At 62.3% G+C, this 23111-nt stretch carries 25 protein-coding genes, 1 tRNA gene and 1 pseudogene; 15 read left to right on the forward strand and 12 right to left on the reverse strand.

The genetic code is table 11. From position 1 onward, the window contains the following. Positions 1-131: 131 nt before the first annotated feature. Entirely contained in the window at positions 132-1085 is a 954-nt protein-coding gene (locus Q3C01_RS27400; RefSeq protein ID WP_458148408.1) for a LysR family transcriptional regulator, read from the forward strand. Between the two features lie 231 nt (positions 1086-1316). Here Q3C01_RS27400 and Q3C01_RS27405 read toward each other — a convergent pair whose 3' ends face one another. Beyond that, the gene (locus Q3C01_RS27405; RefSeq protein ID WP_458148435.1) at positions 1317-1499 is read right to left on the reverse strand and encodes a hypothetical protein; all 183 of its coding nucleotides are present in this window, start codon (positions 1497-1499) and stop codon (positions 1317-1319) included. On the opposite strand from Q3C01_RS27405, the gene Q3C01_RS27410 reads away from it, so the two are divergent. Further along, positions 1480-3426, forward strand: coding sequence for a methyl-accepting chemotaxis protein (locus Q3C01_RS27410; protein ID WP_458148434.1), 1947 nt, complete (start codon positions 1480-1482; stop codon positions 3424-3426). The two genes, Q3C01_RS27405 and Q3C01_RS27410, sit on opposite strands and share 20 nt — an antisense overlap. Positions 3427-3676: 250 nt before the next feature. After that, positions 3677-4054 (forward strand): dihydroneopterin aldolase, encoded by a 378-nt coding sequence (gene folB / locus Q3C01_RS27415; RefSeq protein WP_458148409.1) that lies wholly within the window; start codon positions 3677-3679, stop codon positions 4052-4054. 71 nt (positions 4055-4125) lie between these two features. On the opposite strand, the gene Q3C01_RS27420 is transcribed toward folB, so the two are convergent. The 3 genes and pseudogenes from Q3C01_RS27420 to puuE form a co-directional block, all read right to left on the reverse strand. After that, the gene (locus Q3C01_RS27420) at positions 4126-4965 is read right to left on the reverse strand and encodes a bifunctional allantoicase/(S)-ureidoglycine aminohydrolase (protein ID WP_458148410.1); all 840 of its coding nucleotides are present in this window, start codon (positions 4963-4965) and stop codon (positions 4126-4128) included. Between the two features lie 45 nt (positions 4966-5010). After that, a complete protein-coding gene (locus Q3C01_RS27425) occupies positions 5011-5547 on the reverse strand; it encodes an ureidoglycolate lyase (RefSeq protein WP_458148411.1) in 537 nt (178 codons plus the stop codon). A gap of 45 nt (positions 5548-5592) precedes the next feature. Beyond that, positions 5593-6555, reverse strand: a pseudogene (gene puuE, locus Q3C01_RS27430) (allantoinase PuuE); the annotation flags it as partial. A gap of 213 nt (positions 6556-6768) precedes the next feature. On the opposite strand from puuE, the gene Q3C01_RS27435 reads away from it, so the two are divergent. From Q3C01_RS27435 to Q3C01_RS27475, 9 genes are all read left to right on the forward strand, one after another. Further along, on the forward strand, positions 6769-7956 hold the full coding sequence (locus tag Q3C01_RS27435) for an ABC transporter substrate-binding protein (RefSeq protein WP_458148412.1): 1188 nt from the start codon (positions 6769-6771) through the stop codon (positions 7954-7956). 119 nt (positions 7957-8075) lie between these two features. Then, the gene (locus Q3C01_RS27440; protein WP_458148413.1) at positions 8076-8942 is read left to right on the forward strand and encodes a branched-chain amino acid ABC transporter permease; all 867 of its coding nucleotides are present in this window, start codon (positions 8076-8078) and stop codon (positions 8940-8942) included. Positions 8943-8944: 2 nt separating this feature from the next. Further along, a complete protein-coding gene (locus tag Q3C01_RS27445; protein WP_458148414.1) occupies positions 8945-9922 on the forward strand; it encodes a branched-chain amino acid ABC transporter permease in 978 nt (325 codons plus the stop codon). Positions 9923-9925: 3 nt separating this feature from the next. Next, on the forward strand, positions 9926-10705 hold the full coding sequence (locus Q3C01_RS27450; protein WP_458148415.1) for an ABC transporter ATP-binding protein: 780 nt from the start codon (positions 9926-9928) through the stop codon (positions 10703-10705). A gap of 3 nt (positions 10706-10708) precedes the next feature. Continuing rightward, on the forward strand, positions 10709-11431 hold the full coding sequence (locus Q3C01_RS27455; protein ID WP_458148416.1) for an ABC transporter ATP-binding protein: 723 nt from the start codon (positions 10709-10711) through the stop codon (positions 11429-11431). A 16-nt stretch (positions 11432-11447) separates the two neighbouring features. Next, on the forward strand, positions 11448-12251 hold the full coding sequence (locus tag Q3C01_RS27460) for an aspartate/glutamate racemase family protein (protein ID WP_458148417.1): 804 nt from the start codon (positions 11448-11450) through the stop codon (positions 12249-12251). Positions 12252-12323: 72 nt separating this feature from the next. After that, the gene (locus tag Q3C01_RS27465) at positions 12324-13037 is read left to right on the forward strand and encodes a GntR family transcriptional regulator (RefSeq protein ID WP_458148418.1); all 714 of its coding nucleotides are present in this window, start codon (positions 12324-12326) and stop codon (positions 13035-13037) included. A gap of 313 nt (positions 13038-13350) precedes the next feature. Next, positions 13351-13572, forward strand: a complete 222-nt coding sequence (locus tag Q3C01_RS27470) for a hypothetical protein (RefSeq protein ID WP_458148419.1) — start codon at positions 13351-13353, stop codon at positions 13570-13572. Positions 13573-13653: 81 nt separating this feature from the next. After that, a complete protein-coding gene (locus Q3C01_RS27475; RefSeq protein ID WP_458148420.1) occupies positions 13654-15153 on the forward strand; it encodes a hypothetical protein in 1500 nt (499 codons plus the stop codon). Between the two features lie 23 nt (positions 15154-15176). On the opposite strand, the gene Q3C01_RS27480 is transcribed toward Q3C01_RS27475, so the two are convergent. Beyond that, a tRNA-Leu gene (locus Q3C01_RS27480) sits at positions 15177-15261 on the reverse strand. A gap of 133 nt (positions 15262-15394) precedes the next feature. Then, the gene (locus Q3C01_RS27485; RefSeq protein ID WP_018647371.1) at positions 15395-15637 is read right to left on the reverse strand and encodes a FliM/FliN family flagellar motor switch protein; all 243 of its coding nucleotides are present in this window, start codon (positions 15635-15637) and stop codon (positions 15395-15397) included. A 67-nt stretch (positions 15638-15704) separates the two neighbouring features. Between Q3C01_RS27485 and lipB the strand changes: the two genes are divergently transcribed. Next, complete coding sequence (gene lipB, locus Q3C01_RS27490; protein ID WP_458148421.1) at positions 15705-16442, forward strand: lipoyl(octanoyl) transferase LipB; 738 nt, start codon at positions 15705-15707, stop codon at positions 16440-16442. Here lipB and Q3C01_RS27495 read toward each other — a convergent pair. Next, positions 16439-16867, reverse strand: coding sequence for a tautomerase family protein (locus tag Q3C01_RS27495; protein ID WP_458148422.1), 429 nt, complete (start codon positions 16865-16867; stop codon positions 16439-16441). The two genes, lipB and Q3C01_RS27495, sit on opposite strands and share 4 nt — an antisense overlap. 111 nt (positions 16868-16978) lie before the next feature. On the opposite strand from Q3C01_RS27495, the gene Q3C01_RS27500 reads away from it, so the two are divergent. After that, on the forward strand, positions 16979-17830 hold the full coding sequence (locus Q3C01_RS27500) for a LysR family transcriptional regulator (RefSeq protein WP_458148423.1): 852 nt from the start codon (positions 16979-16981) through the stop codon (positions 17828-17830). A 3-nt stretch (positions 17831-17833) separates the two neighbouring features. Here Q3C01_RS27500 and Q3C01_RS27505 read toward each other — a convergent pair whose 3' ends face one another. From Q3C01_RS27505 to Q3C01_RS27515, 3 genes are read right to left on the reverse strand one after another with little or no spacing between them, the layout of a single operon-like run. Beyond that, complete coding sequence (locus Q3C01_RS27505; protein ID WP_458148424.1) at positions 17834-19270, reverse strand: TIGR01777 family oxidoreductase; 1437 nt, start codon at positions 19268-19270, stop codon at positions 17834-17836. Continuing rightward, entirely contained in the window at positions 19267-19932 is a 666-nt protein-coding gene (locus Q3C01_RS27510; protein WP_458148425.1) for a DUF4166 domain-containing protein, read from the reverse strand. Before Q3C01_RS27510 ends, Q3C01_RS27505 begins: the two co-directional genes overlap by 4 nt. Before the next feature lie 17 nt (positions 19933-19949). Further along, positions 19950-20507 (reverse strand): GbsR/MarR family transcriptional regulator, encoded by a 558-nt coding sequence (locus Q3C01_RS27515; protein ID WP_458148426.1) that lies wholly within the window; start codon positions 20505-20507, stop codon positions 19950-19952. A gap of 153 nt (positions 20508-20660) precedes the next feature. Between Q3C01_RS27515 and Q3C01_RS27520 the strand changes: the two genes are divergently transcribed. Next, complete coding sequence (locus Q3C01_RS27520) at positions 20661-22178, forward strand: PAS domain-containing sensor histidine kinase (RefSeq protein ID WP_458148427.1); 1518 nt, start codon at positions 20661-20663, stop codon at positions 22176-22178. A 2-nt stretch (positions 22179-22180) separates the two neighbouring features. On the opposite strand, the gene Q3C01_RS27525 is transcribed toward Q3C01_RS27520, so the two are convergent. Together Q3C01_RS27525 and Q3C01_RS27530 are read right to left on the reverse strand one after the other, a co-directional pair. Then, complete coding sequence (locus Q3C01_RS27525) at positions 22181-22480, reverse strand: acylphosphatase (protein WP_458148428.1); 300 nt, start codon at positions 22478-22480, stop codon at positions 22181-22183. After that, positions 22477-23111 (reverse strand): isocitrate lyase/PEP mutase family protein (locus Q3C01_RS27530; RefSeq protein WP_458148429.1); only part of this gene is annotated, 635 nt, incomplete at its 5' end. The genes Q3C01_RS27530 and Q3C01_RS27525, both read right to left, overlap by 4 nt.

A 23111-nucleotide genomic window follows, 5' to 3' on the forward strand; every position in this document is an offset into this window, starting at 1 on the left:
CATCAAACAGGGCTCCATGACGATTGGCTAGACATCCTGAGGTTCGGTTCGAATTGCGGACCGCTCCTTGGATGCCGACATTGGTCAAACGATTGAGGAAGACACCCACTAGGTATTGACGGTGGCGATGCATGGCGAAGGCAGGTATCGGCAACGCGCGGCCCCGAGGGCGTCGTTTGCAATTCAGCTTCAACCAGCTTGAGTATGTAATCGCGGCTGCGGAGCATGGAAGCTTCCGACAGGCGGCCGAAGAACTGTCGATCAAACAATCGACGCTAAGTCGCTCCGTGCAATCGCTTGAGAGTACATTTGGTATTGCGATTTTTGAGCGATCGAGCGGCGGAGTACAAGTCACAGCGGAGGGCCGACATTTCCTGCGCTCGGCCCGGTCGATAGTTGAGCAATTGGAAGTAATGGTCACCACCGCGAGAGGGAACGCCAAGGGTGACGCGGACGTCTTGGTTATCGGGTTTTGTACGCCATTAACGGCGGGGACTTTGCGCGCAACTTTGCTCGATTTTAGAAGGAAGTACCCTCTCATCGAAGTCAGGACAATTGGGCGATCAGGAGCGCGTTTGGCTGCTGCGCTTAGAAATAGTGTTGTCGACATATATGTAATAGCTGAAGAGATTTCTTCTCCCGACTGCAAGACAACGCCACTTTGGAGCGAAGCTGTTTTTGTCGAACTGCCTGATGACCACGAATTGGCAAAACAAGAAGCTGTCCATTGGACGGACCTTCGGGATCAAACTGTCTTGCTCAGCCAGGAAGACCTTGGACTGGGGTTGGAAACGCTTCTGGCGGCAAAACTCAAGGTTCCTGACGATCGCCCCCAGATCCAACGTCATGACGTTAGTCGGGATGCCATAAAGAGCCTGATCAGCATCGGCATGGGTGTTAGCCTTTTGCTGGAGTCCGATATCGGGGCTGACTTTCCGGGACTAGCGTATCGGCCGTTGAGAGACGGAGCCGGTCCAAGCTGCATCGGATTATCGGCTGTCTGGCGCTCGGACAACAAGAGCGAGGTACTCGCCAACTTTCTCAAATTGCTGTCGGAACGTCGCCCCGTCTTCTCCGAAGATTGACGCTGCTCTCGCGCTTCGTCTGGATCGCAAGCTGCATGACCAGAAGTAGCGCTTTCATTGCGGATGGCTTGCTAGCCTGATGGGCTGCGTGCAGTTGCATCGCGGCTATTGCCAACCGCCTTCGTGATGCGCGTTATGCATCACCAAGATGTAGAAGAGAGAAATGGGCGCTGCGATGCGAATTATGCATCGCGACGAAGACTGCCGCCGCTGTGCCGAATTTACGGCGCTTTATCGTTTCTCCATTATCCAGTCATGGACAGGTTTGCCCTGAATCGCTGAATAGAAAATGGAGATTGGAATGTCCGCGCGCATCGCACCACCATCGAAGCGCTCAATATTTCCGACCCTCAGATTGCGCTCGAAAATCATCTTCGGCTTTGCCGCAGTGTTGATGATCTCCGCAGGCAGCATGGCTTTCTCTTATTTCGGCTTCGAGAGGGTCTCGTCCGGAGTTGCCTCCTACCGTGCAAGCGTCTCCGATGCCGACCTTGCCCGCAACATCGATCGCGAGTTGCTCGCCTATAGCGCAGCGGTCCGCTATTTCGTCGTCACCGGGAAGGAAGACGACGCCAAGACGGCTCTGGACGCCGAAGCAAGCCTAAAAAGTGCCATCGACCAGGCGATCAACGGCACCGAGAAACCCGCGCGGCAGGAGAGTCTCAAAGAGCTCGCGAAAGCATTTTCGAATTTCTCCGCGACCTTTACAAAAATCCTCGAGGCCAAGCGCGATACTACCCTCCTGGTGCAGAACCAGCTCAACCGCAACGCCAACCTCTTAAAGTTCAAGCTCGACGAGATCAACAATAATGCCTCCGACGCCGAGGCGGAGTCGATCGAGTACGGCACCAAGCAGGTAAATCTCCAGTTTCAGACATCGAGCGTGGCTGTGACCAACTTCGTCGTGACGTCGGACCGGGCGATCGGCACCAACGCGCTGGCGCGTTTGAAATTCGTCGATAATTCGCTCGGCGCCATCCACTCTAGTGACGACAAGATCCTGGCTGGTCTGAAGGGCGCTAAAGGCCTGCTCGGCGCCTATCGCGAGGCGCTGGAAAAACTGATCGCCAATGCCAAGATTGTAGATGAACTCTCAACCGAGATGAGCGGTTCGGCCAGCACGATCCTTCGGGGCTCCACCGCCATGAAGGTAGATCTCGTCGCCGAGCAGCAGCGGCTGGATTCGGAATCGGAAGCCACCATTGCAAGAACTCAGTATTTAATCCTGATGCTGGCTGTTGGCGGCACCATGCTCGGTGCCGTCCTCGCTTTCGCACTCGGCACCGGCATCTCGCGGCCGATGATCACGATGTGCAAGGCCATGCGGGAGCTGGCGTCCGGCAATTTCGACGTCGTGCTGCCGGGCTTGGGGCGCAAGGACGAGCTCGGCGAAATGGCTGGCGCGGTGGAGGAGTTCAAGCTGCAGGCCGTCGCCAAGGCCGAGCGCGATGCGGCGGCCAGCGAGGCGCAGAACAGGGAAGCCGGTGCGGCGCGGCGCGCCGAGCTGATTCGCTTTGCCGATGATTTCGAGACCGCCGTCGGCGCCATCGTCTCCAATGTCTCGGCCTCCGCCGTGCAGCTCGAATCCTCCGCTTCGACCCTGACCAGGACCGCAGAGACCACGCAGTCCCTATCGAACCAGGTTGCCGGGGTTTCCGAGCAGGCCTCCTCCAACATGCAGTCGGTCGCGACAGCCACCGAAGAGCTCTCGGCTTCCGTCGAAGAGATCGGTCGCCAGGTGCGCGATTCCAGCCGCATCGCGGAAGCGGCCGTCGTGCAGGCCAAGGAGACCGACGGCCGCATCGGCAAGCTGTCGCATGCCGCGCAGCAGATCGGCGAGGTCGTGAAGTTGATCACCGCGATTGCCGAGCAGACCAATTTGCTCGCGCTCAACGCCACCATCGAGGCGGCCCGTGCCGGCGACGCGGGTCGCGGTTTTGCCGTGGTTGCAAGCGAAGTGAAGACGCTGGCGAGCCAGACCGCGAAGGCGACCGACGAAATTTCCTCGCACATCGCGGGCATGCAAGGCGCGACCGCCGAGTCGGTCGCCGCGATCAAGGAGATCGGCGCCACCATCGGCCAGATCTCGACCATCGCCACCTCGATTGCCAGCGCAGTTGAGCAGCAGGGCGCGGCCACGCAGGAGATCGCGCGAAGCGTCCAGAACGTCGCACAGGGCACCCAGACCGCAGCCACCGACATCGGCCAGGTCAACCGCGGCGCCGCCGAAACCGGCACGGCCTCCGAGGAGGTGCTGCACTCGGCCAAGACACTCTCAACCGAAAGCACTCGCCTCCGCGCCGAGCTCGACCGCTTCATGGCGAACGTGCGCGCGGGGTAGGCATTCGCTTATAGAGATCGTGGGTACCTCTCGCTCCACTGGTTGAGCATGGAAAGTTCCCGGGGGCTTCCGTGGCGAACGCCTGGCCGACCCACATCAATCGACCGCAATTAGGAATTTTCTTCGTCCCCCACTCGGTCGCCACCATTGGCTTTGACGGCACGCAAGAGTGTCGGTGATGTCCCCGGAACAGCGTCAGCCCAGTCCTCGGACTGGCGCTGCGGGTGGCGACTGCAATCGAGAGCAAGAGATGACCGATACGATTTTCGTGACTGGCCTTGTGATCCACGCCCGCCACGGCGTGATGGAGCATGAGACTGTGGTCGGCCAGCGCTTCGTGCTTGATCTGGAGCTTTACACCGATCTCCAGGAATCCTCCCGCACCGATCGCCTCGCCGATACGGTTTCCTATTCCGACGTGGTCGCGACAACGACGGCGGCGTTCAAGAACGCCAATTACAAGCTGTTAGAGCGCGCAGCAGGCGCGGTGGCCGACGCCGTCCTGTCGCATTTCCCGCGCGTCCGCGCGGTCAAAGTGACCGTGCACAAGCCGCACGCACCGATCGACGCGATCTTCGACGACGTCGGCGTTGTGCTCACGTGCGCGCGGGACCCGCATCATTGTTAGCGCGGTCATCGCGCCTGCCGGCCGCCGTGTCGCCAGACTGGAAACCGAAGCATACGCCGTTGCGATCGACCCTACGGCGCTATTGGTCGCAATGCGCGCAGATCCATATGACGATTCACGTCCTTGTAGAGCAGGTAACGAAATCGTCCGGGGCCGCCGGCGTAGCAGGCTTGGGGACAAAACGCGCGGAGCCACATGTAGTCTCCGGCTTCGACTTCGACCCAGTCCTGGTTCAGCCGATAGACCGCCTTGCCTTCAAGAACATAGAGTCCATGCTCCATCACATGCGTCTCTTCAAATGGGATCGACGCGCCGGGTTCGAAAGTGACGATCGTGATGTGCATGTCGTGCCTGAGATCGGATGGCTCGACGAAGCGCGTCGTCGCCCACCGCCCGTCGGTGCCCGGCATCGGCGTTGGTGCGATCGAGCTTTCGTTTGCAACGATCGCCGCCGGCGCGGCAAGGCCTGGCACGCTCTGATATAGCTTTCGGATCCAGTGAAATTGCACTGCATTGGAGCTGCGGTTCCTTACGCTCCAGCGGGACTTGGGCGGAAGATATGCAAAACCTCCGGGCCCTAATACATGTTCCGTCGCATCGAGCGTCAACGTAAGCTCGCCTCCCACGACGAACAGCGCGCCTTCCGCATGCTGGTCTGGCTCCGGAAGTTCACTTCCTCCACCCGACGCGACATCCATCAAGTAGTGGGAGAAAGTTTCTGCAAAGCCGGACAGAGGCCGAGCCAGAACCCAAACACGGGTATCATCCCAGAAAGGAAGGTAGCTCGTGACGATGTCGCGTATGACGCCTTTGGGAATCACCGCATAGGCATCCGTGAACACCGCGCGACCGGTCAAAAGCTCGCTTTGGGGTGGATGCCCCCCTGCTTGCACGTGATAGTGAGACCGCATTTTTATGCCTCCCAAGGACTGTTTTTATGATCGTTCGCGAGAGCGTTAGCCCTGCTTCGCGGTGTTGCGCGAGTATGTTTCCAATGCGCTATCGGGCACGACACGAAGCCAGTTTGCTTCTTCGAGCCAAATTTCTTCGAGGTTAGATCCCGGACCCTTTCGATCGACAACAGCGAACGGGCTGGCGTCCTGGACGACCAGCAGAGGATGGTGCCAGCAGTTGCGCGCGTAATTCACGCCCTGTCGCCCTGACGCAACAAACGCCCGATAGCTCGAAAGATCGCGGGGATCTGTGCAGACGACCACGAACCAAGGCATGTCGATCAATGGGATGAACAACTGACTGCCGAGTGGATGCCGCTCCATCAGCCTGATGACGATCGGAGTGGGCCTTGCTGCACCGATGAACAGGCTGATGTTGACGTCGCCACCTTCCGATGCAACGTCGACCCTGGCCAGATCGTCGTAGCGCCGGGCAAATCCTTCGTTGATCAGCTTCGGTGTCACGTCGTCCGTCTCGATGACGTCACCGAAGGGCGCGAATTCTGCTTTTGTCAGTTTGAAGACCGGGAGAGTTAACATCGTTCAGCTCCAGCGAATATGCTGCGGCAAATCATTTGCGCCATCGCCGAGCACCTCGGCAGCAAGCGCTGGGCCCATGCGCTCGCGCACGTAGCCACCTTCGGGAGGATGATGGCGGATCCAGTGGCGCGCAATGTCGAGCCGCGTCGCCACCCAGACATCGGCGTGGCCCTGCACATAGTCCAGAAAGCGCGCAAGCGCCGCGGCGCGGCCGGGCCGGCCGACCAGGCGACAGTGCAACCCCACCGACATTATGCCGGCGTGGCCCGCACCGCCTTCGGCGTAGAGGACATCGAACGAATCCTTGAGATAGCCAAAGAACTGATCGCCGCTGTTGAAGCCCTGTGGCGTCGCAAAGCGCATGTCGTTGGCGTCCAACGTATAGGGAACGATCAACTGCTGACGACCTGCAATGAGCTGCCAATAGGGCAGTTCATCGGCGTAAGCGTCGGCAAGATAGAGAAAGCCGCCTTCCTGCGCGCCAAGCGTCAGCGTATTCACTGAGCTTCGCCCCTGGTAGAGACCAAGCGGGCGGGCACCAGCCACCGCAGTGTGAATCCGCACCGCCTCGTCGATGTCAGCGCGTTCTGCATCGGGCGCGTGGTCGCGATAGTCGATCCATCTCAGGCCATGGCTGGCGATCTCCCAGCCGACCTCTTTCATCGCGGCCACCGCCCGCAAGTTGCGTGCCATGGCGGAGGCAACGCCATAGACCGTGACCGGCATGTTACGTTCAGAGAACATCCGCCACAGCCGCCAGAATCCAACACGCGAACCGTACTCGTAAATGGACTCCATGTTGGCGTGGCGTTGCCCCGGCCACGGCTGCGCGCCAACGATCTCCGAAAGAAAAGCTTCCGACGCCGCATCGCCATGCAGGACGCAGTTCTCGCCGCCTTCCTCATAATTGATGACAAACTGCAGCGCGACGCGCGCCTCGCGAGGCCACGTCGGCCGAGGTCGGCTGCGTCCATAGCCGATCAGATCGCGCGGATAATCCTGCTCAATGTCGAACAAGCGGCTCAGCTCCCGAGGGTTGAACGAGGCGCTTCATTCGCGGCGCCTATCCTCAGATTGTATACCACCACTGGCACGAATTGTTCACAAAAAATAATTCGATTGTTGACAATCTTGAAGCGGACGCGTTTGATCTGCCCAAGACCTGCGACGGGGTGGCCCCGGAATGTCGGGCGTTAAGTTATTCAGCGGAGGAGACGTGTGATGACCAGGAAGCATTCTGTGCAATTGGCTCTGATCGGAGCCTCGCTGCTTGGCTTGATGGCGGGCAGCGCGCAGGCAGCGAACACCGAATTGAAGATCGGCTTCGTCGGCGTGACCAGCGGTCCCGCCGCGGCCTGGGGCACCTCGAACGTACGTTCGATGCAGACGCTCGCGGCGCTATGGAACGAGGCCGGCGGCGTCAAGATCGGCGATCGCACCTACGACATCAAGATCGTCACCTTCGATGACCAGAAGGATCCCAAGCGCGCCATTGCCGGCATGGAGAAGATGGCCCAGGAAGGCATCCACTATGTGGTGGGGCCGAATGTCGACGACGGCGCTGCCGCGGTCCGCCCCGTGGCGGAAGCCAAGGGCATCATTTATTTCCCCTACGCTTTCCCGAAGTCGCTCTACACCAAGCCCGCCGCCAACGCGGTGCTCGGCATGGTCGCGAACTATCAATCGGGCCCGGCGATCTACAAATATCTGCACGAAAAAAAGAACGTGAAGACGATCGCCTTCGTCGCAGCCAATGAATCCGATCCGCTCAGCCAGCGTGACGGCGGCGTCGCCGCAGCCAAGGCGCTGGGTCTTCAGGTGGTCGCCGACAAGGACACCTACCAGAACGACACGCGCGACTTCACACCGGTGCTGACGCCGATCGTCAAGCTGAAGCCCGATCTCCTGGTGCTGTCAGGGGTCTCCCCGGCCAACGCGCCGCTCCTGATCCGCGCCGCGCGCGAACTCGGCTATCAGGGGCTACTCTCGACCGAAACGGCGCAGGACGCCAAGGTGCTCGAGGAAGGCGCGGGCGAGCTTGCCAACGGCTTTATCTCGGTTGGCGGCGCGTCGACCGCGGAGATCCGCTCCAAGGCGATGGACGACTTCATCGCCCGCTATACGAAAATGTTCGGCGAGTACAATGACGAGTCGAACACCAAGGTCTACGCCCTGCAATACATTGTCGATACGCTGAAGGCGAACCCCAAGGCAATCGACGACATCGCCGAATACAAGAAGACCATCGACAGCTTCTCGGCGGCCAATCCGTACGTCAAGGGCGACAAGACGCTGCACTACGTCGGCACCACCTCTTTCGGCCAGAAGCGTCAGCTCGCCGTGCCGCTCGTCGTCACGGAATACAAGAATGGAAAGTTCGAGACGCTGTTCGTCGCCGACGTCGATTGACACGTTTGACCGGATAACGGCGACAGCCCGAGGCTGGCGCCGTTCTCCCCTCGCCTTGCCGCCGCTGCCGCATGCCGTAGCGCGCAACGGATTGCGCGCGCTCTCGAACGGGATTGCACATGACACAGGTCATCGTGAACGGCCTTTACCTCGGCGCACAATACGCCCTGATCGCGCTCGGCCTGACGCTGATCTTCGCACTGATGAACGTGCTGAATTTCGCGCATGGCCAGATGTACGTGTTCGGCGGCTTCGTCACCTACACGATCTACGGCCAACTGCACCTTCCCTTCGTCGTGGCGCTTCTTTGTTCGGGCGTGACGCTGGCGATCATCGGCGCCCTGTTCGAGCGATTTCTGTTCCGCACCGTGATCCGGCGAAGCGTGCGCGAAGAAAGTACGATGCTACTCGCCGCCGGAACAGCCTTCTTCCTCGATGCGGTTATCCTGCTGTTGTTCGGCGAGAAGCAGCGCGGCGTGCCCAAAATCGTCAGCGGCGTGCTCAACGTCGACTGGCTGATCATCCCTTATGACAAGATCGCCGTGGGCGTCATCGCCCTGGTGCTGATCGCAAGCTTCATGGCTTACATGCAGTTCAGCCGTCCCGGACGGGCGATGCGGGCGCTGGCTCAGGACCGCATCGCTGCGCAGCTGATGGGCGTCAATGTCGATCGCTATTCCATGATCGGATTCGCGCTCGGCGCGATGTTGGCGGGCGTGGTCGGCGGCTTGCTGGTCGCCATCACGGGCGTCAACTCCGGCATTGGCGGCCCGATATCGATCAAGGCGTTTCTGATGGTGATGATCGGCGGCGCCGGCGTGGTCGGCGGCGCCATCGCCGGCGGCTTCATTCTCGGCATGCTGGAGTCGGTGGGCCTGTCGGTGCTGCACGCCTATGGAGACATCACCTATCTGGTGATCTTCGCAGCCTTGATGGTGTTTCTGAGTATCCGCCCCAACGGGCTCATGGGCAAACCTTGGGGCTGACAATGACGCGCACGGCATCCAAGGTCTCGGCTCTCGCGCTCTTCCTGGTCGTCGCCTTCGTCCTCGTGCCCTGGCTGATCGCGGTCAGCGGCCGGAGCGACCTCTATTATACGCTGACCTCTGTCGCGCTTCTGAGCATTGTCAGCGGCGGCGTTTGGCTGACCTTTTTCATCGGCCGCATCAATATTGGCCAGGGCGCCTATGCGCTGCTCGGCGGCTACGTTTCGGCGATCCTCGTCACGGCCGGTGGCGTCTCGTTCTGGCTCAGCCTGCCGCTTGCCGGACTGTTCTGCGCCGGCATCAGCGTCCTGATCGGGTGGCCGATCTTGCGGCTGCGCGGCGTCTATTTCGCCATGGTGACGCTCGTCCTGACGGAGGTGGCGCGGCTCTCGGCGCTCGCCGTGCCGCTGACCAACGGCGCCAAAGGCATCACCGACATCCCGCCTCCAGGCGCGGTCCGCCTGTTCGGCCTCACGCTGCTGCCGGACTTTGCAACGCTGGCCAACCCGCGCCAGGCGTTCTATTTCGTGACCGTGGCGCTGATGGTGCTGGTGTTCGCAGGTGTCTATCGCCTGGTCCATTCCCGCATCGGGCAACTCTGCCTGTCGCTTCAGCAAAATGAAGAGCTGGCCTCCTCGATCGGCGTCAACGTCGCCGCGTTGCGCATCATAGCCTATGCGATTTCCTCGTTCCTCGGCGGTATTGGCGGAGCCATGTTTGTCGCCATCGCGCAATCGATCTATCCGTCGAGCTTCGCCGTCACCGACTCCGTCAATTTCATGCTGAACTGCTTCCTCGGCGGTTTGGGCTACGTGGTAGGCCCCTTGGTCGGCACCTTCGTGCTGTATTTCGGCTGGGACTTCCTGTTCAGGACAGGTGAGTTCCAGTTGCTGATCTACTCCATGGCGCTGATCGCTCTGATGCTGTTGCTGCCGAACGGCATTCTCAGCCTGCTTGCGCCGCGGCGAAAGGGAGGCTGAGCCATGGCGGATTTGCTCGAGGTCAAATCTCTCACCAAGCGCTTTGGCGGCCTCATTGCCGTGAATGGGATCTCCTTCTCGGTGCGCGAGGGCGAGATCCTGTCGGTGATCGGACCGAACGGCGCCGGCAAGTCGACCCTGTTCAAGCTGATCGCCTCGTTCATGCGTCCGAGCGACGGCGAAGTGCTGTTGCGCGGCAACCGCATCTCGGGCCTCGCCCCTCACGTTGTGGCGCGCGCGGGCGTCGTGCGCACTTTCCAGGAAACCACCATATTCAAGACGATGAGCGTCCGCGACAACGTCATCATCGCCCACCATTTGCGTTCGCGCGCCAGCCTGCTCGGGTTCTACACCGGTTCGACCAGCGCGCGCGCCGACGAGCGAGAGTTTGCCCGCTCTGCTGATGAGATCCTGGATTTTCTCGGTCTCGGCGCGATCGCGGGACAGCTGGCCAACACCTTGCCGCAAGGCCATTTGCGTGCGCTGGGCATAGCTATTGGACTTGCCACCAACCCCAAGATCCTGCTGCTCGACGAGCCCTTTGCCGGCATGAACCATGACGAAACGCGACGTGCCGTCCAGCTGGTGCGCGCGGTGCGCGATCGCGGCGTCACCGTGCTCCTGGTGGAGCATGACATGCCCGCCGTCATGAAGATCTCCGACCGCATTGTCGTGCTGAATTTCGGCGAGAGGATCGCGGAAGGTACACCAACGGAGATCCAGCAAAACCCGCGTGTGATCGAGGCCTATCTCGGCAGCGCCGACGAATCGATCGGGATGTAGTCGATGGAGCCGCTTCTCACCTTCTCCGGCGTCGAACTCTATTACGACCAGGTTTACGCCCTGCGAAACGTCTCGCTCGAGGTCAACGAGGGCGAGACGGTGGCGTTGATCGGCGCCAATGGTGCGGGAAAGACCTCGATCTTGCGAGCCATCACCGGCCTTCGCAAGATCCGCAAGGGTGAAATTCGCTTTCGCGGCCAGCGCATCGACGGCCGCGCGCCCGATGAGCTGGTGAAGATGGGCATCGCGATGGTCCCGGAGGGTCGCCGCTCGTTTCCGCTGATGTCCGTGAAGGACAATCTGCTGATGGGCGCGTTCACCCGCCACGACAAGGCCGAGATCGCCAAGACGCTCGAGGCGGTGCTCACGCGCTTCCCGCGGTTGCGCGAACGCTACAACCAGGCGGCCGGAACGATGAGCGGCGGCGAACAGCAGATGCTGGTGATCGGTCGTGCATTGATGAGCCGGCCGACGCTGCTTCTGCTCGACGAGCCCTCGCTCGGCATCGCCCCGAAACTGGTGCAGGACATCGCGCGGTCGATCGTCGCCATCAATCGCGACGAGCAGGTCAGTGTGCTGCTGGTCGAACAGAATTCGCGCATGGCGCTCAAGATATCCGCCCGCGCCTATGCACTCTCGACCGGAGCCGTCGCACTCTCGGGGCCTTCGGCTGAGCTCACCAACGATGAACGCGTCAAGACCCTCTATCTCGGCGGAGAACTGTGAGTCCAGGCAACCACGCATGCGCATTCTGGTCATCAATCCGAACACCACCGCATCCATGACGCGCAAGATCGGCGCGGCGGCACAAGCCGCCGCCGCTGCCGGCACCGCGATCCAGGCTGTCAATCCGACATACGGCCCGCCGAGCATCGAGGGCTACTATGACGAAGTATTCTCGATTCCAGGCCTGCTGGCGCAGATGCGCGCCGCGCCTGAAGTAGACGCCTATGTGATCGCCTGTTTCGACGACACCGGGCTGGATGCGGCGCGCTGCCTTACCACCGCGCCGGTTATCGGCATCGGTGAGGCTGCGTTCCACATGGCCAGCCTGCTGGCGGGTCGTTTTAGCGTGGTGACGACGTTGTCGCGCTCAGTCTCGGCCATCGAGCACAACCTCACCAAATACGGCTTGGCGAGCCGCTGCGCGCGCGTACGCGCATCGGAAATACCAGTGCTCGATCTCGAGATTCCCGGCTCGGACGCACACCAACGCATCTCGGCCGAGATCGCCAAGGCCGTGGTCGAGGATCGGGCCGAAGCGATCGTGCTGGGCTGCGCCGGCATGGCCGATCTCGCTGCCGAGCTATCGCGCGAACACAGCCTTCCCGTCGTCGACGGCGTCGGCGCGGCGGTGAAGCTCGCTGAAGGCCTGGTGAGCCTTGGTCACAAGACATCGAAGCATGGCGGCTATGCCGCCCCACGGGCCAAGCCTTATGATGGCCTGTTTGCCGCGTTCGCGCCGGAAACTCCGCAGCCACAGCATGCGTCGGACGTCACGTCCCGCCCGCTCTCCACTTCACCTGCAGGGAAGCACACGATATGATGAAGCTGAAAAGCGCTTGCGCAATCCGATCGCACCCCGCACCGTTGCCATCTCCGTCCAGCTCCTGAGGCTATGCACACGACCGAAGACCGACAGATCTACTCCTCAAAACCAGCGGCGCGCTGGTCCGCGACCTACACCCGTTTGCGGGATGCGATCTTTGCCCATCGACTGGCGCCAGGCACCAAGCTACCCGAAGACGAGCTGGCCTCGATCTACGCGGTGAGCCGTACCGTGATCCGATCCGCGCTGCAGGCGCTCGCGCACGACCGTCTGGTGCGCCTGGAGCCGAACCGCGGCGCCTTCGTGGCGCAACCCTCGCAGACCGAAGCCCGCGAGATCTTCGAAATGCGCATGCTGGTCGAGGCGCGTGCAGCTGCGCTCGCCGCCGCAGGCGCAACGGCCGACGACGTGGCGCGGCTGCACGCCCATCTCGAGCAAGAGCACGAAGCGGTGCGTGAAGGACGGGACAGCGACGCGCTGATGCTGTCAGCCAATTTCCACGTTGAGGTCGCGCAGATCGCGTCGCACTCGGTCCTGCGCGAGATCGTCGCCGACCTCGTCACACGCTCTTCGCTGATCATCGCATTGTACTGGATCCGGCGCGACACCATCTGTGCAAGCCATGCCCATCATCATCTGGTCGACGCAATCGGCCGCCACGAGACCGACGTCGCGGCTGAGCTGATGACGAGCCACCTGGCCGATCTGCTGACCGGACTGGATCTAACGCCCCGGCAGCGCGACGAAAAGAGCCTGACCGACATTCTGATTCAGGACGCTTAGGGCGCAGGTAGGCCGATCAAGCGAAAATGATCGCTATCTTCTTCTTCGACTTCGCTTGCTCACGATGATTTTCGGCTCTTTCAACTATCTCACGATACCCCAAGTTTTATCTGCCTTCTCTAGAGTGACTACCGACCGCCGTGGTTGAATAAATCAACGCGACGCTCTCTTCCCATTCCTACGTCGATTTCGCGGTCACCGACGCTGAAGCTGATGCCAAACGCGCTGTGCTCGCAACTCGGAATGATCGGCGTCGCGAAATTGGGAAGCGCGCAGCTTGAACGCGCAGAATGTCACACTTAGGAGAAGGATCATGCCGCGGCGTCCGGCAAAGGTTACGCAAGCAGACCTGGCACGCGCGATCCGCGCCGCCAGGGAAGCCGGCGCGAGTGCGGTCAGCGTCGATGCAGACGGCGTTATTCGGATTGCACTGACGTCGAGCGCCGTGCCAACCAAGCCCACAACAGGTCTCGACGAAGTATGGGTGCCATCGGAGGCGCTGCAGCGTTACCTGAAGCGCACCGAAAGCGGGTGAAACGCACCTTATACAATTGATGCGGAGTCACCGCACCGTTAGACTCAAAGCATTGGTCCACGGAGTAAGCCAATGCTTGGAATGCAGCGACGCGATCCCCGCGCCCCCGGGGACACGCGAATGTACCTTTACTTCGACTATTCCCCGCTCGGCGCGCTGCGCTGGTACGTGAAGGTGAGCCGCAAGGGTCGGCGGATCGGGATCAGAGAGCGATATGGCACCGAACCCTTCGATGCCGCCTATGATGCGGCGGTTGCGGCGCTCGGAGGAGTGATGCGTAAACGGCGAACCGAACCCGATCCGTTGGTGCAGCCGGAACGTCGCTATGTCCTGGCCGATCGCTCTCAACGCGGACAGACGCGCTATTATGTCCAGCTTCGCAACGGATTGCCGAAGATCAGGATCAAGGCGGAGTTCGGCACCGGGGCGTTCGACGACGAGTGCGACGCGGCCATTGTTTCGCAGATCGCGGTTTATGGCGACGCCACCGACTACGTCAACGCGCAGAAGCAGCGCAACGAACCGCGTCCGGAACTGCCGACAGAGCCGCCGAAGCCTCACACGCTGCGCTGGTACTGGACACTTTACAAACATAGCGACCATTGGCTGGGCGACCTTGCCGTCGGCGAGGCAGGACTGTCGGACTCGACGCGGCTCCAGCGCACCGGGTTGATCGAGTCGCTCCTGCCCGAGAATGGCGAGAAGCCGTTTGGGGTGCTGACACGTAAGGTCATCAAAGCCGAGATGAAGGCCCGCACGCCGTCACAGGCGGGCAATCTGTTATCGGCGCTACGTGGCATGATCCGCTGGATGATCGATGAAAGCCATCTCGACGAGGACGACGATCCGACGATCGGGTTGAAGTCCGGCAAGGCGAAGGCGAGCCGCGAGAGCGGCGGTTTCGTGCCCTGGACGGAAGAAGATATGGCGATGTACCGCGCGAAGTGGCCGCTCGGCACCGAGGCGCGGCTGATGTTCGACATCCTGCACCACACTTTCCTGCGGTTGGGGGACGCGCATCGCTTCGGGCCGCCTCATCTGCGCCAAATCGTGCGCAAGATGGCGGTACAGATCTCAACCGAAAAAAGCCATGGCAACACGACCGTCACGGTGCCGGTGCATCCGGAGTTTGCGGATAGCCTCCGCGCGGCGCGTGCGGCCGGGATTGTCGGCGCTGACGTTTTCATCGGGAAGATTGTGAAGGGCCGCGTACTGCCGATGAACAAGAAAGCGTGGGCGGCGAAATTCAAGAAATACTCGGTCCTGGCGGGCGTCAACGAACCCAAGAAAAGCTGCCATGGGGTGCGGAAGGCCCGCGCCGAGGTCGCGGCCTACGCCGACTGTACCGAGAGCCAGATGATGGCGATGTTCGGCTGGACTGACCCAAAGATGCCGGCGCACTACATCGCCAAGGCAAACCGGGAAAAACTCGGAATCAGCGGCATGGAGAAGATCGTAGCGTTCGATCAGAGCCAGTTATTTGACGATATCACGGCCTTACCTGGCGCGAACAGGTCCGGAACGTCGGCCGAGAACAGAGTAGTAACTTTGCGTAGTAACCTTGGAAGAAAAACGCCGTAATTTCAATGAATTAGGCGTGGGTATGGTGCGCTCGGAGGGACTCGAACCCCCACGGTGTTACCCACTGCCACCTCAAGGCAGCGCGTCTACCAGTTCCGCCACGAGCGCTTAAGAAACCGGCTTGGGCTCGCGCCGGCCGGATCAACCGGCGCCGATCTAACAAATCCATCAGGGGGGTACAAGCCTGCTGAGGCCGCAAATTCCACAAGCTTCTGAGGAAAGTTTCGCCCTGCCCGCGCGGTTATCGGGTCCCGGGCGAGCGCGGCAGCATCTGCTTGACCTCGACCGCGATGCGGTTGCGGTCGACCAGCACGACGCCGCTAGCGACGGGCAGATTATTGGCCAAAACCTTGACCTCGTCGGCCTCGGTTGCGTCCAGTTCGATGATGGCGCCGCGGGAAAGACGTAATACCTGGTGGATCGGCATGGTGGTGGTCCCGAGGACGACCATGAGATCCACGGTGACTTTATCGAGAGTGGGCACGTCAGCACCGCCGCAACTGGAGACTCTGCATTTGCGCCTGTGATGATCACCACGTTATGGTTAGCCAATGGTTAATAAGCCCGAAAACACCCGCCAAGACCTCGATTTGACGCCGTTTTCAGCCTCCTCGGGCCAGCCCGTGGAGTGGCGGATCTCGGACACCCCGGTGCCCTATCCCGAGGCTGTCGCAGCCATGGAGACGCGTGTGGCGGCCATTGCGGCGGGCGAAGCGCTCGAGCTGGTCTGGCTCCTCGAGCACCCCCCGCTTTATACCTCCGGCACCTCTGCCAAGGCGTCCGACCTGCTCGATCCGCGCTTCCCCACCTTCGCCGCGGGGCGCGGCGGGCAACTGACCTATCACGGGCCCGGCCAGCGGGTGGTCTATGTAATGCTTGACCTCAAGCGCCGCCGGCCGGACGTGCGAGCCTTTGTCGCGAGCCTGGAGGAATGGATTTTGCGCACGCTCGATGCCTTCAACGTCCGGGGCGAGCGCCGCGAGGACCGGGTCGGCGTCTGGGTGAAGCGGCCAGACAAAGGGCGGGGCCACGAGGACAAGATCGCCGCGATCGGCGTGCGGCTGAAGCGCTGGGTGTCGTTCCACGGCATCGCCATCAATGTCGCGCCGGACCTGTCGCATTTCTCGGGGATCGTGCCCTGCGGCGTCGTTGATCCCCGTTACGGCGTGACCTCGCTGGTCGACCTCGGCCACCTAGTCACGATGGCCGATGTCGATGTCGCGCTGCGGCGGGCCTTTGAGGAGCTGTTCGGGCCCACCAAGGCCCTACTGCCGGAGGCCGCGGCTTAAGCAGCCGCGCGCTCCGGCGTGACTTCGAGCTTGCCGGCGATGTAGCGCCGCTCCTGGGTGAGGCCGCCAAAGCCGTAGGCATCGGCCCTCACCTCGTCGACATGCAGGTACGTCTCGTGGTGCAACGGGCCCAATATCTCGGCCATGCGCTTGAACATGGCGGCGAGATAGGCAGCCTTCTCGTCCTTGGTGTTTGTGCCTTCCGACACATGGATGTCGATCCAGTAGCTCGCGAGCTGCTGCTCCGCGAGCGATTTTCCGCCGGCGAACCAGTCGTTCGCGTCGACCGATTTCACGATGATCGCGGTGACCTTGGGATCCTTGTGCAGGATCTTTGCGGTGAGCTCGGAGACCGCGCTGGCGATGTCGGCCTTGAGCGACGACGACTGGCGGGAGGTCGAATAGGACACGGTTATCAGAGGCATGGTCGTTCTCCTTGAAGGGCGCGCTGTCGTCGCGCGCGTCCAGGGAAAACTAGACCTTGCTCCATCATTTTGGTATCTTATCTATGCTGATATCAATGATAACCCTCTGAAATGACAGCAACGCTCGACATCGCCACGGTGCAGGCCTTCCTGCTGGTCGCCGACCTCCAGAGCTTTACGCGCGCGGCTGAGGCGCTCGGGACAACGCAGGCGGCTGTGAGCCTCAAGCTGCAGCGTCTCGAAGCGCTGCTTGGAAAGCGCCTCGTCGAGCGCTCGCCGCGTGCGGTCAGGCTGACGGCCCACGGCGCAGATTTTCTCGATCGCGCCCGCGCACTGGTGGCGGCGCATGACCGTGCGCTTTCGGACGAGGCACCGGCCGCACAGTCCCTCTCGCTCGGCATTTCCGATCATGCCGCAGGACCCGAGCTCGTACCACTGCTCGAGCGTCTGCACGCGATGTCCTCAAACCTTACCCTGGCCGTCACCATCGGCTTTACGCGTGAGATGCTCGACGCCTACGATAAAGGCGAGCTTGATGCGGTGATCGTGCGTCAGGAAGGCAGCCGGCGCGGCGGCGAGAAGCTCGCCGAGGACGCGTTCGGCTGGTTCGCGTCGAGACGTTTCACCGTTCTGAAAGGCGAAGCGCTGCAGCTCGCAACCCTGTCCCCACCCTGCGGCGTGCGCGCCATCGCCGTACGCGCGCTCGACAAAGCCGGCATCCCCTGGCGCGAGCGCTTCGTCGGTGGCGGCGTAACCGCTGTGGTCGCCGCCGCGCTCGCAGGCCTTGCCGTGACGCCACTGGCGCGGCGGATTGCACCGCCTGGGCTGGTCGATATCGGCCCGGTGCACAAGCTGCCAAAACTTGGCGCGTCAAAAGTGATGCTCTACTCGAAGGTCAGCGACCCCGCCAAGCTCGCAGCACTGCGCACGGTGGCAGCGACCTTTCGCAGTGCCGCCGCCTAAGCCTCACAAAATCGCCTCGAACGCGCTGCGCAGCGTTTCGTGCCTGAAGACAAAACCGCGGCTCAGCACCTTGTTCGGCAGCACGCGCTGGCCACCAAGCAGGAGTTCGTCGGCAAAACCGCCACCGATCCGGCGGAGCAGGCTCGCCGGAATGCGCAACACCGCGGGCCGACGCAGGCGGCGTGCAAGCTCGTCGGTGAACTTTGCGTTGGTCACGGGGATCGGTGCGGTCGCGTTGATGGGGCCGGCGAGATCGGGGGTGGCGATGACATAGGCGATAAGGCGGACGAGATCGTCGCGCTCGATCCAGGACATCCATTGCCGGCCCGTGCCGAGCGGCCCGCCAAGCCCGAACTCGAACGACGTCAACATGCGCGTGATGAAACCGCCTTCGGTTCCGAGCACGAGGCCGATGCGCAAGCAGACCACGCGAACGCCGTGCTCCTCCGCCGGCCGCGCCGCCTTCTCCCAGGCATCGCACAGCTCATGACTGAAGCAGGCGTGCGATTTCGCGGATTCCGTCAGCACCTGATCGGCCCACAGTCCGTACCAGCCGATCGCGGAGCCGGAGACCAGCACGGCCGGCTTGCGCGCCAGCCGCGCGATCAACCTTACGACCTCACTCGTCATGCTGATCCGTGAGTTGAGGATCTCCGCCTGCTTGGTCTCTGTCCACAGGCCATTGCCGATCGGCTCACCGGCGAGGTTGACGATGACGTCGATAGACGTGTCCGGCGAAATCTGCTCGAGACTCGTGATCAGCGTCACCGGCGGCGGCAGCATCTCCGCTTTCACGGGATTGCGGATGAGCGCGATGACCTCATGCCCGGCTCCGGCAAGGCTTGCGGCAAGCCGGCTGCCGATGAAGCCGGTCGCGCCGGTGATCAGCACGGTCTGGCGACCGGCGAGCTTGTCGACGAGGCCGTGCGCGGGCGCGCTTGTCATGCGGGCAAGCCGCCGCGTAACCGCAAAATCGCGCAGGCCGCACAGCGCCGCGCCAACCGCGCAGGCGGTCGCGGCAATGCTGAGCAGGCCATGATAAGCGATCGTCACACCAAGCGGCTGCACGGCCCAGCCGATCAGGACCGGTAGCAGCAGAACCAGGATGGCGCCGTAGTTGATCGCCAGCAGCGTGTGGTTGATCCGCTCGCTCGGCGGCAGCTTGCGGCTCATATCCTCCTCGACGAAATCCATCAGTGTGATGACGATCTCGGCGATCAGCACCGCGACGATGACAACGGCAAGCACCCCATGCACCTCGAGCCAGCCGAGCAGCAGGAACAGCAGCGCATAGAGTATGTTGCGCACGGCGTGAAGTTTCAGCTCGAAACGCTGCGACGGCCGCCAGGCCAGGCGCTCGGTGAATTCGTGGTGATAGAAGGTGTCGAACACCCCCATCACGATCTGGATGGCGATGAGAGTCCACAACAGCGGGGTCATGATACGGCCTCCTTGAACACGGCGGACTGGTGGATCAGCGCGCCGTACCGCGGGTGGGTGACGTCGAGGGTGAAACGGAAGGCGCCATCGCCGAGATCGCGATGCGTTACCGTGAGATCGCCCGGCGTCAGCCATTTCGGCAGCCGCAGCCAGAGCCGGCCGATCTGGAGTCCGTAGCCGGCGCTGCGAAACTCCAGCACCTCGTCCACGACCGAGATGCGCAGCGCCATCGAGACGCCGAAGCCGACATATTCCTCGAGACCGGTCGGCCCCTCGAAGCGCTTGGCGGAGTGGATGACTTGCGGAAAGCCGTTCCTGCGCGCGCAGATGCGCGTCCAGGTCTGGCCGCCGCTCCTCGCATCCTCGGTGACCGTGACGATCATGGGCACGCCGATGTCGCGGCCGGTCGGCAACGGCCCGCCGATCAGGCGCGCGGCCTGCGCGAACCACCAGCCGAGATCGCTGAAGCTGACCTCATCGACGACGCCGACATAGACGACGCTGTCACCGTCGCATACGCGCTTGGAAAAACGCCGCCAGGTCGCAAGCGGCAGGCGCCCCCAATCCTCGTCCGACAACAGCGCACGGAAGCGACGATCATCGAGGAATTTGGTGTGAGCGGGGGACGATGCGCGGGAGCCTGGTAATCTTGCCGACGTCATCGCAGCCCTCCCTTGCGCTATTTGGTCTTACCCAGCGGCAGCAGATTGGCGATCTTCTCGCCGAGCTTCATCAGCGCGATCAGCCGCGGCCGCGGTACTTTCAACATCTGCATGAACCAGTGGTCGGCGAGTTCGGTGAAGGCGAGCATCTCCTTCAGCCGCTTGGCCGCGACAGGACTGATCGCGGGATCATCGGCGGCGTCCGTGACGCAGGTCCGCAAGGCCGCGACCGCAGGATCGATCTCCCGCTCCTTGCGCCGCGCCGCGATGCGCGCCGCTATCTCCCAGATGTCGGTCTCGGCCTCGAAATGATCGCGGCGGTCGCCGAGGATCGGCACGCGCCGGATCAAATTCCAGGCCAGAAGCTCCTTGATCGAGTTGGAGACGTTGGACCGCGCCATGCCGAGCGTCTCGGCGATGTCCTCCGCCGTCATCGACGCTTCCGCGAGATAGAGCAGCCCATGGATCTGGCTGACCGAGCGATTGACGCCCCACTCGTCTCCCATGTCACCCCAGTGCAGGATGAAGCGCTCGACGGCGGCGGGCAGTTTCTTTTTACCGGTTATTTCTGTCATAACAGAACTATCTGACTGTATTGATTTACTGTCAAGCGGTCCCTTGAAGTCTTTGCTTTGCATACTGTTCCCGGCATTTGCCTAAAAAGGGCTCAGGCGCGCGGAACAAAGATCGGGATCGAGGCGTTTGTCCCCGTCGAGGCGGGGTCCAGAATGGCGCAAAAGTTCAGACAACAGAGAGACTTGTTCGATAGCGAACGGAGTTTCAGGCTGTTGGTCGAGGGGGTTGCCGATTACGCGCTCTATATGCTCGATCCCACCGGCGTCATCACCAGCTGGAACATCGGCGGTCAGCGCATCAAGGGCTATTCGCCCGAGGAGATCGTCGGCCAGCATTTCTCCCGATTCTATACCGAAATCGACCGCGCCAATGGCAAGCCCGCGCGCGCGCTCAGAATCGCGCGGGAACAGGGCCGCTACGAGGAAGAAGGCTGGCGCGTCCGCAAGGACGGCACCTTCTTCTGGGCAAGCGTCGTGATCGATCCGATCTACGAGGACGGCGATCTCATCGGATTTGCCAAGATCACCCGCGACATCACCGAACGCCGCAACGCCGAGCTCAAGCTCGAAGCGATGCAGAAGCAGCTCGCAGAGTCCCAGAAGTTCGATGCGCTCGGCCAGCTCACCGGCGGCGTCGCACACGACTTCAACAACCTCTTGATGATCATCAGCGGCAGCCTTCATGTTCTCAAGAGGGGCGCCGAGTCCGACGCCAAGCTGGAGCGTGCGATCTCCGCGATCGACACGGCAACCAAGCGCGGTGCCGCGCTGACAGCCCAGCTCCTGACCTTTGCCCGGCGGCAGAGCGTCAATCCGCAAGCAATTCATTTCGACGAGCGGATCGACGCGATCCGCGAGGTGCTCCATGCCGGTCTCGGCAGCACAGTGCAGCTCGCCTTCGACATCGATCGCAACGTCTGGCCGGTCAGGGCCGACGTCTCAGAGCTAGAGACAGCACTGCTCAATCTCGTGATCAATGCGCGCGACGCAATGCCCGACGGCGGCACCGTGACGATCGGCGCCCGTAACGAGGTGCTGTCCGACCCGCTTCACGCCGGCGAGTTCGTCGCCATCAGCGTTGCCGACACTGGCCTCGGCATCCCCTCCGACGTGCTCGACAAGATCTTCGAGCCGTTCTTCACGACCAAGCCGGTCGGCAAGGGCACCGGGCTCGGCCTGTCCCAGGTGCACGGCTTTGCCCATCAGGCCGGCGGCACCGTGAGGGTAGAAAGCGAGCTCGGCAAGGGCACGACGTTTGCCATTCTCCTGCGGCGCGAGACGAGCGAACCACAGCGTGAAGCGGCCGTTACGCCCTCGCGCGGCAGCGGAACCGTGCTGCTGGTCGAGGACAATCCGGACGTCGCGGTGGTCAGCACCGGGCTCCTGGAACAGCTCGGCTATCAGGTGCGCCGCGTCGCGGATGCGGAGGAAGCGCTGCGCGAGATCGAGCACGATGGCGTCGACTTCGTGTTCTCCGACATCGTGATGCCCGGCAAGATGGACGGCCTCACCCTCGCCCATCGCCTGCGTCAGATCCGTCCCGGCCTGCCGATCCTGCTCGCGACCGGCTACAGCGACGCCGCCTCCGATGTGCGCGGCGATTTCCCGATCCTGCGCAAGCCCTACGAGATCCACGAGCTCAGCGACGCCATCGCCAAGCTGCCGCGGTGAATCTACACCGTCGGCAATACCGAGAACACTTCCCCTGCCCGCCGCAGGTTCAAATCGTCCTCGCCTGCGGTTTCGCTGGTGACGTTGTCGACGCGCGAGGACGGCGGACCATGCCGGCACAACGCCACCATTTCGGCGACGCGGGTCGGCGACCCAGCAAACAACGCCTCCACGCTGCCGTCGCGGCGGTTGCGCACCCAGCCTTCCAGCCCGCTCGCGCTCGCCTGGTATTCGACCCAGGCGCGATAGCCGACGCCTTGCACGCGGCCGCGGATCATGACCTGGAGGATGGCGCGGCTCATCTCTTCAACCCGAGGAAGTCGGCACTGCGCGCTTTCACGTCGGCCTCACGCATGATGCGGCCGGTCAGCTCCGACGATGCGAGACCGCTGAGGTTCTTCGGCGGCGTCCCGTCGCGCAGCGCCTTCAGCGTCTCGTAGACGGCCTGCATTGCCGCAGCAATCGGCGCGTGGCCTTGCAGCGCGATACACACACGCTGGCCCGCGAGATAGTCGAGCGCATTCAGCTCGTCCGGCACACCGCCCAGCACGATCGGCAGGCGCGTCGCCGTTGCGATTGCCTCGAGCTCGGCGCGCGACTTGATGCCGGTGAAGAATAAGGCGTCGACGCCGGTGGCCTCATAGGCCTGCGCACGCTTGATAGTGTCCTCTATCGAGGTGACTGCGGCGGCGCCCGTACGGCCCATGATGACCAGCGAGGGATCGCTGCGGCCATCGAGCGCGGCCTTCATCTTGCCGACGCCCTCCTCCAGCGAGATGAGCTGCGTCTTCGCTTCGCCAAACGCCTGCGGCAGCAGCGTGTCCTCGATGGTGAGGCCGGCGCAGCCCGCGGTCTCCAGCTCCTGCACCGTGCGACGGACGTTGAGCGCGTTGCCGTAGCCGTGATCGGCATCGACCAGCACTGGCAACGCGG

The sequence above is a fragment of the Bradyrhizobium sp. UFLA05-109 genome (assembly GCF_054185165.1).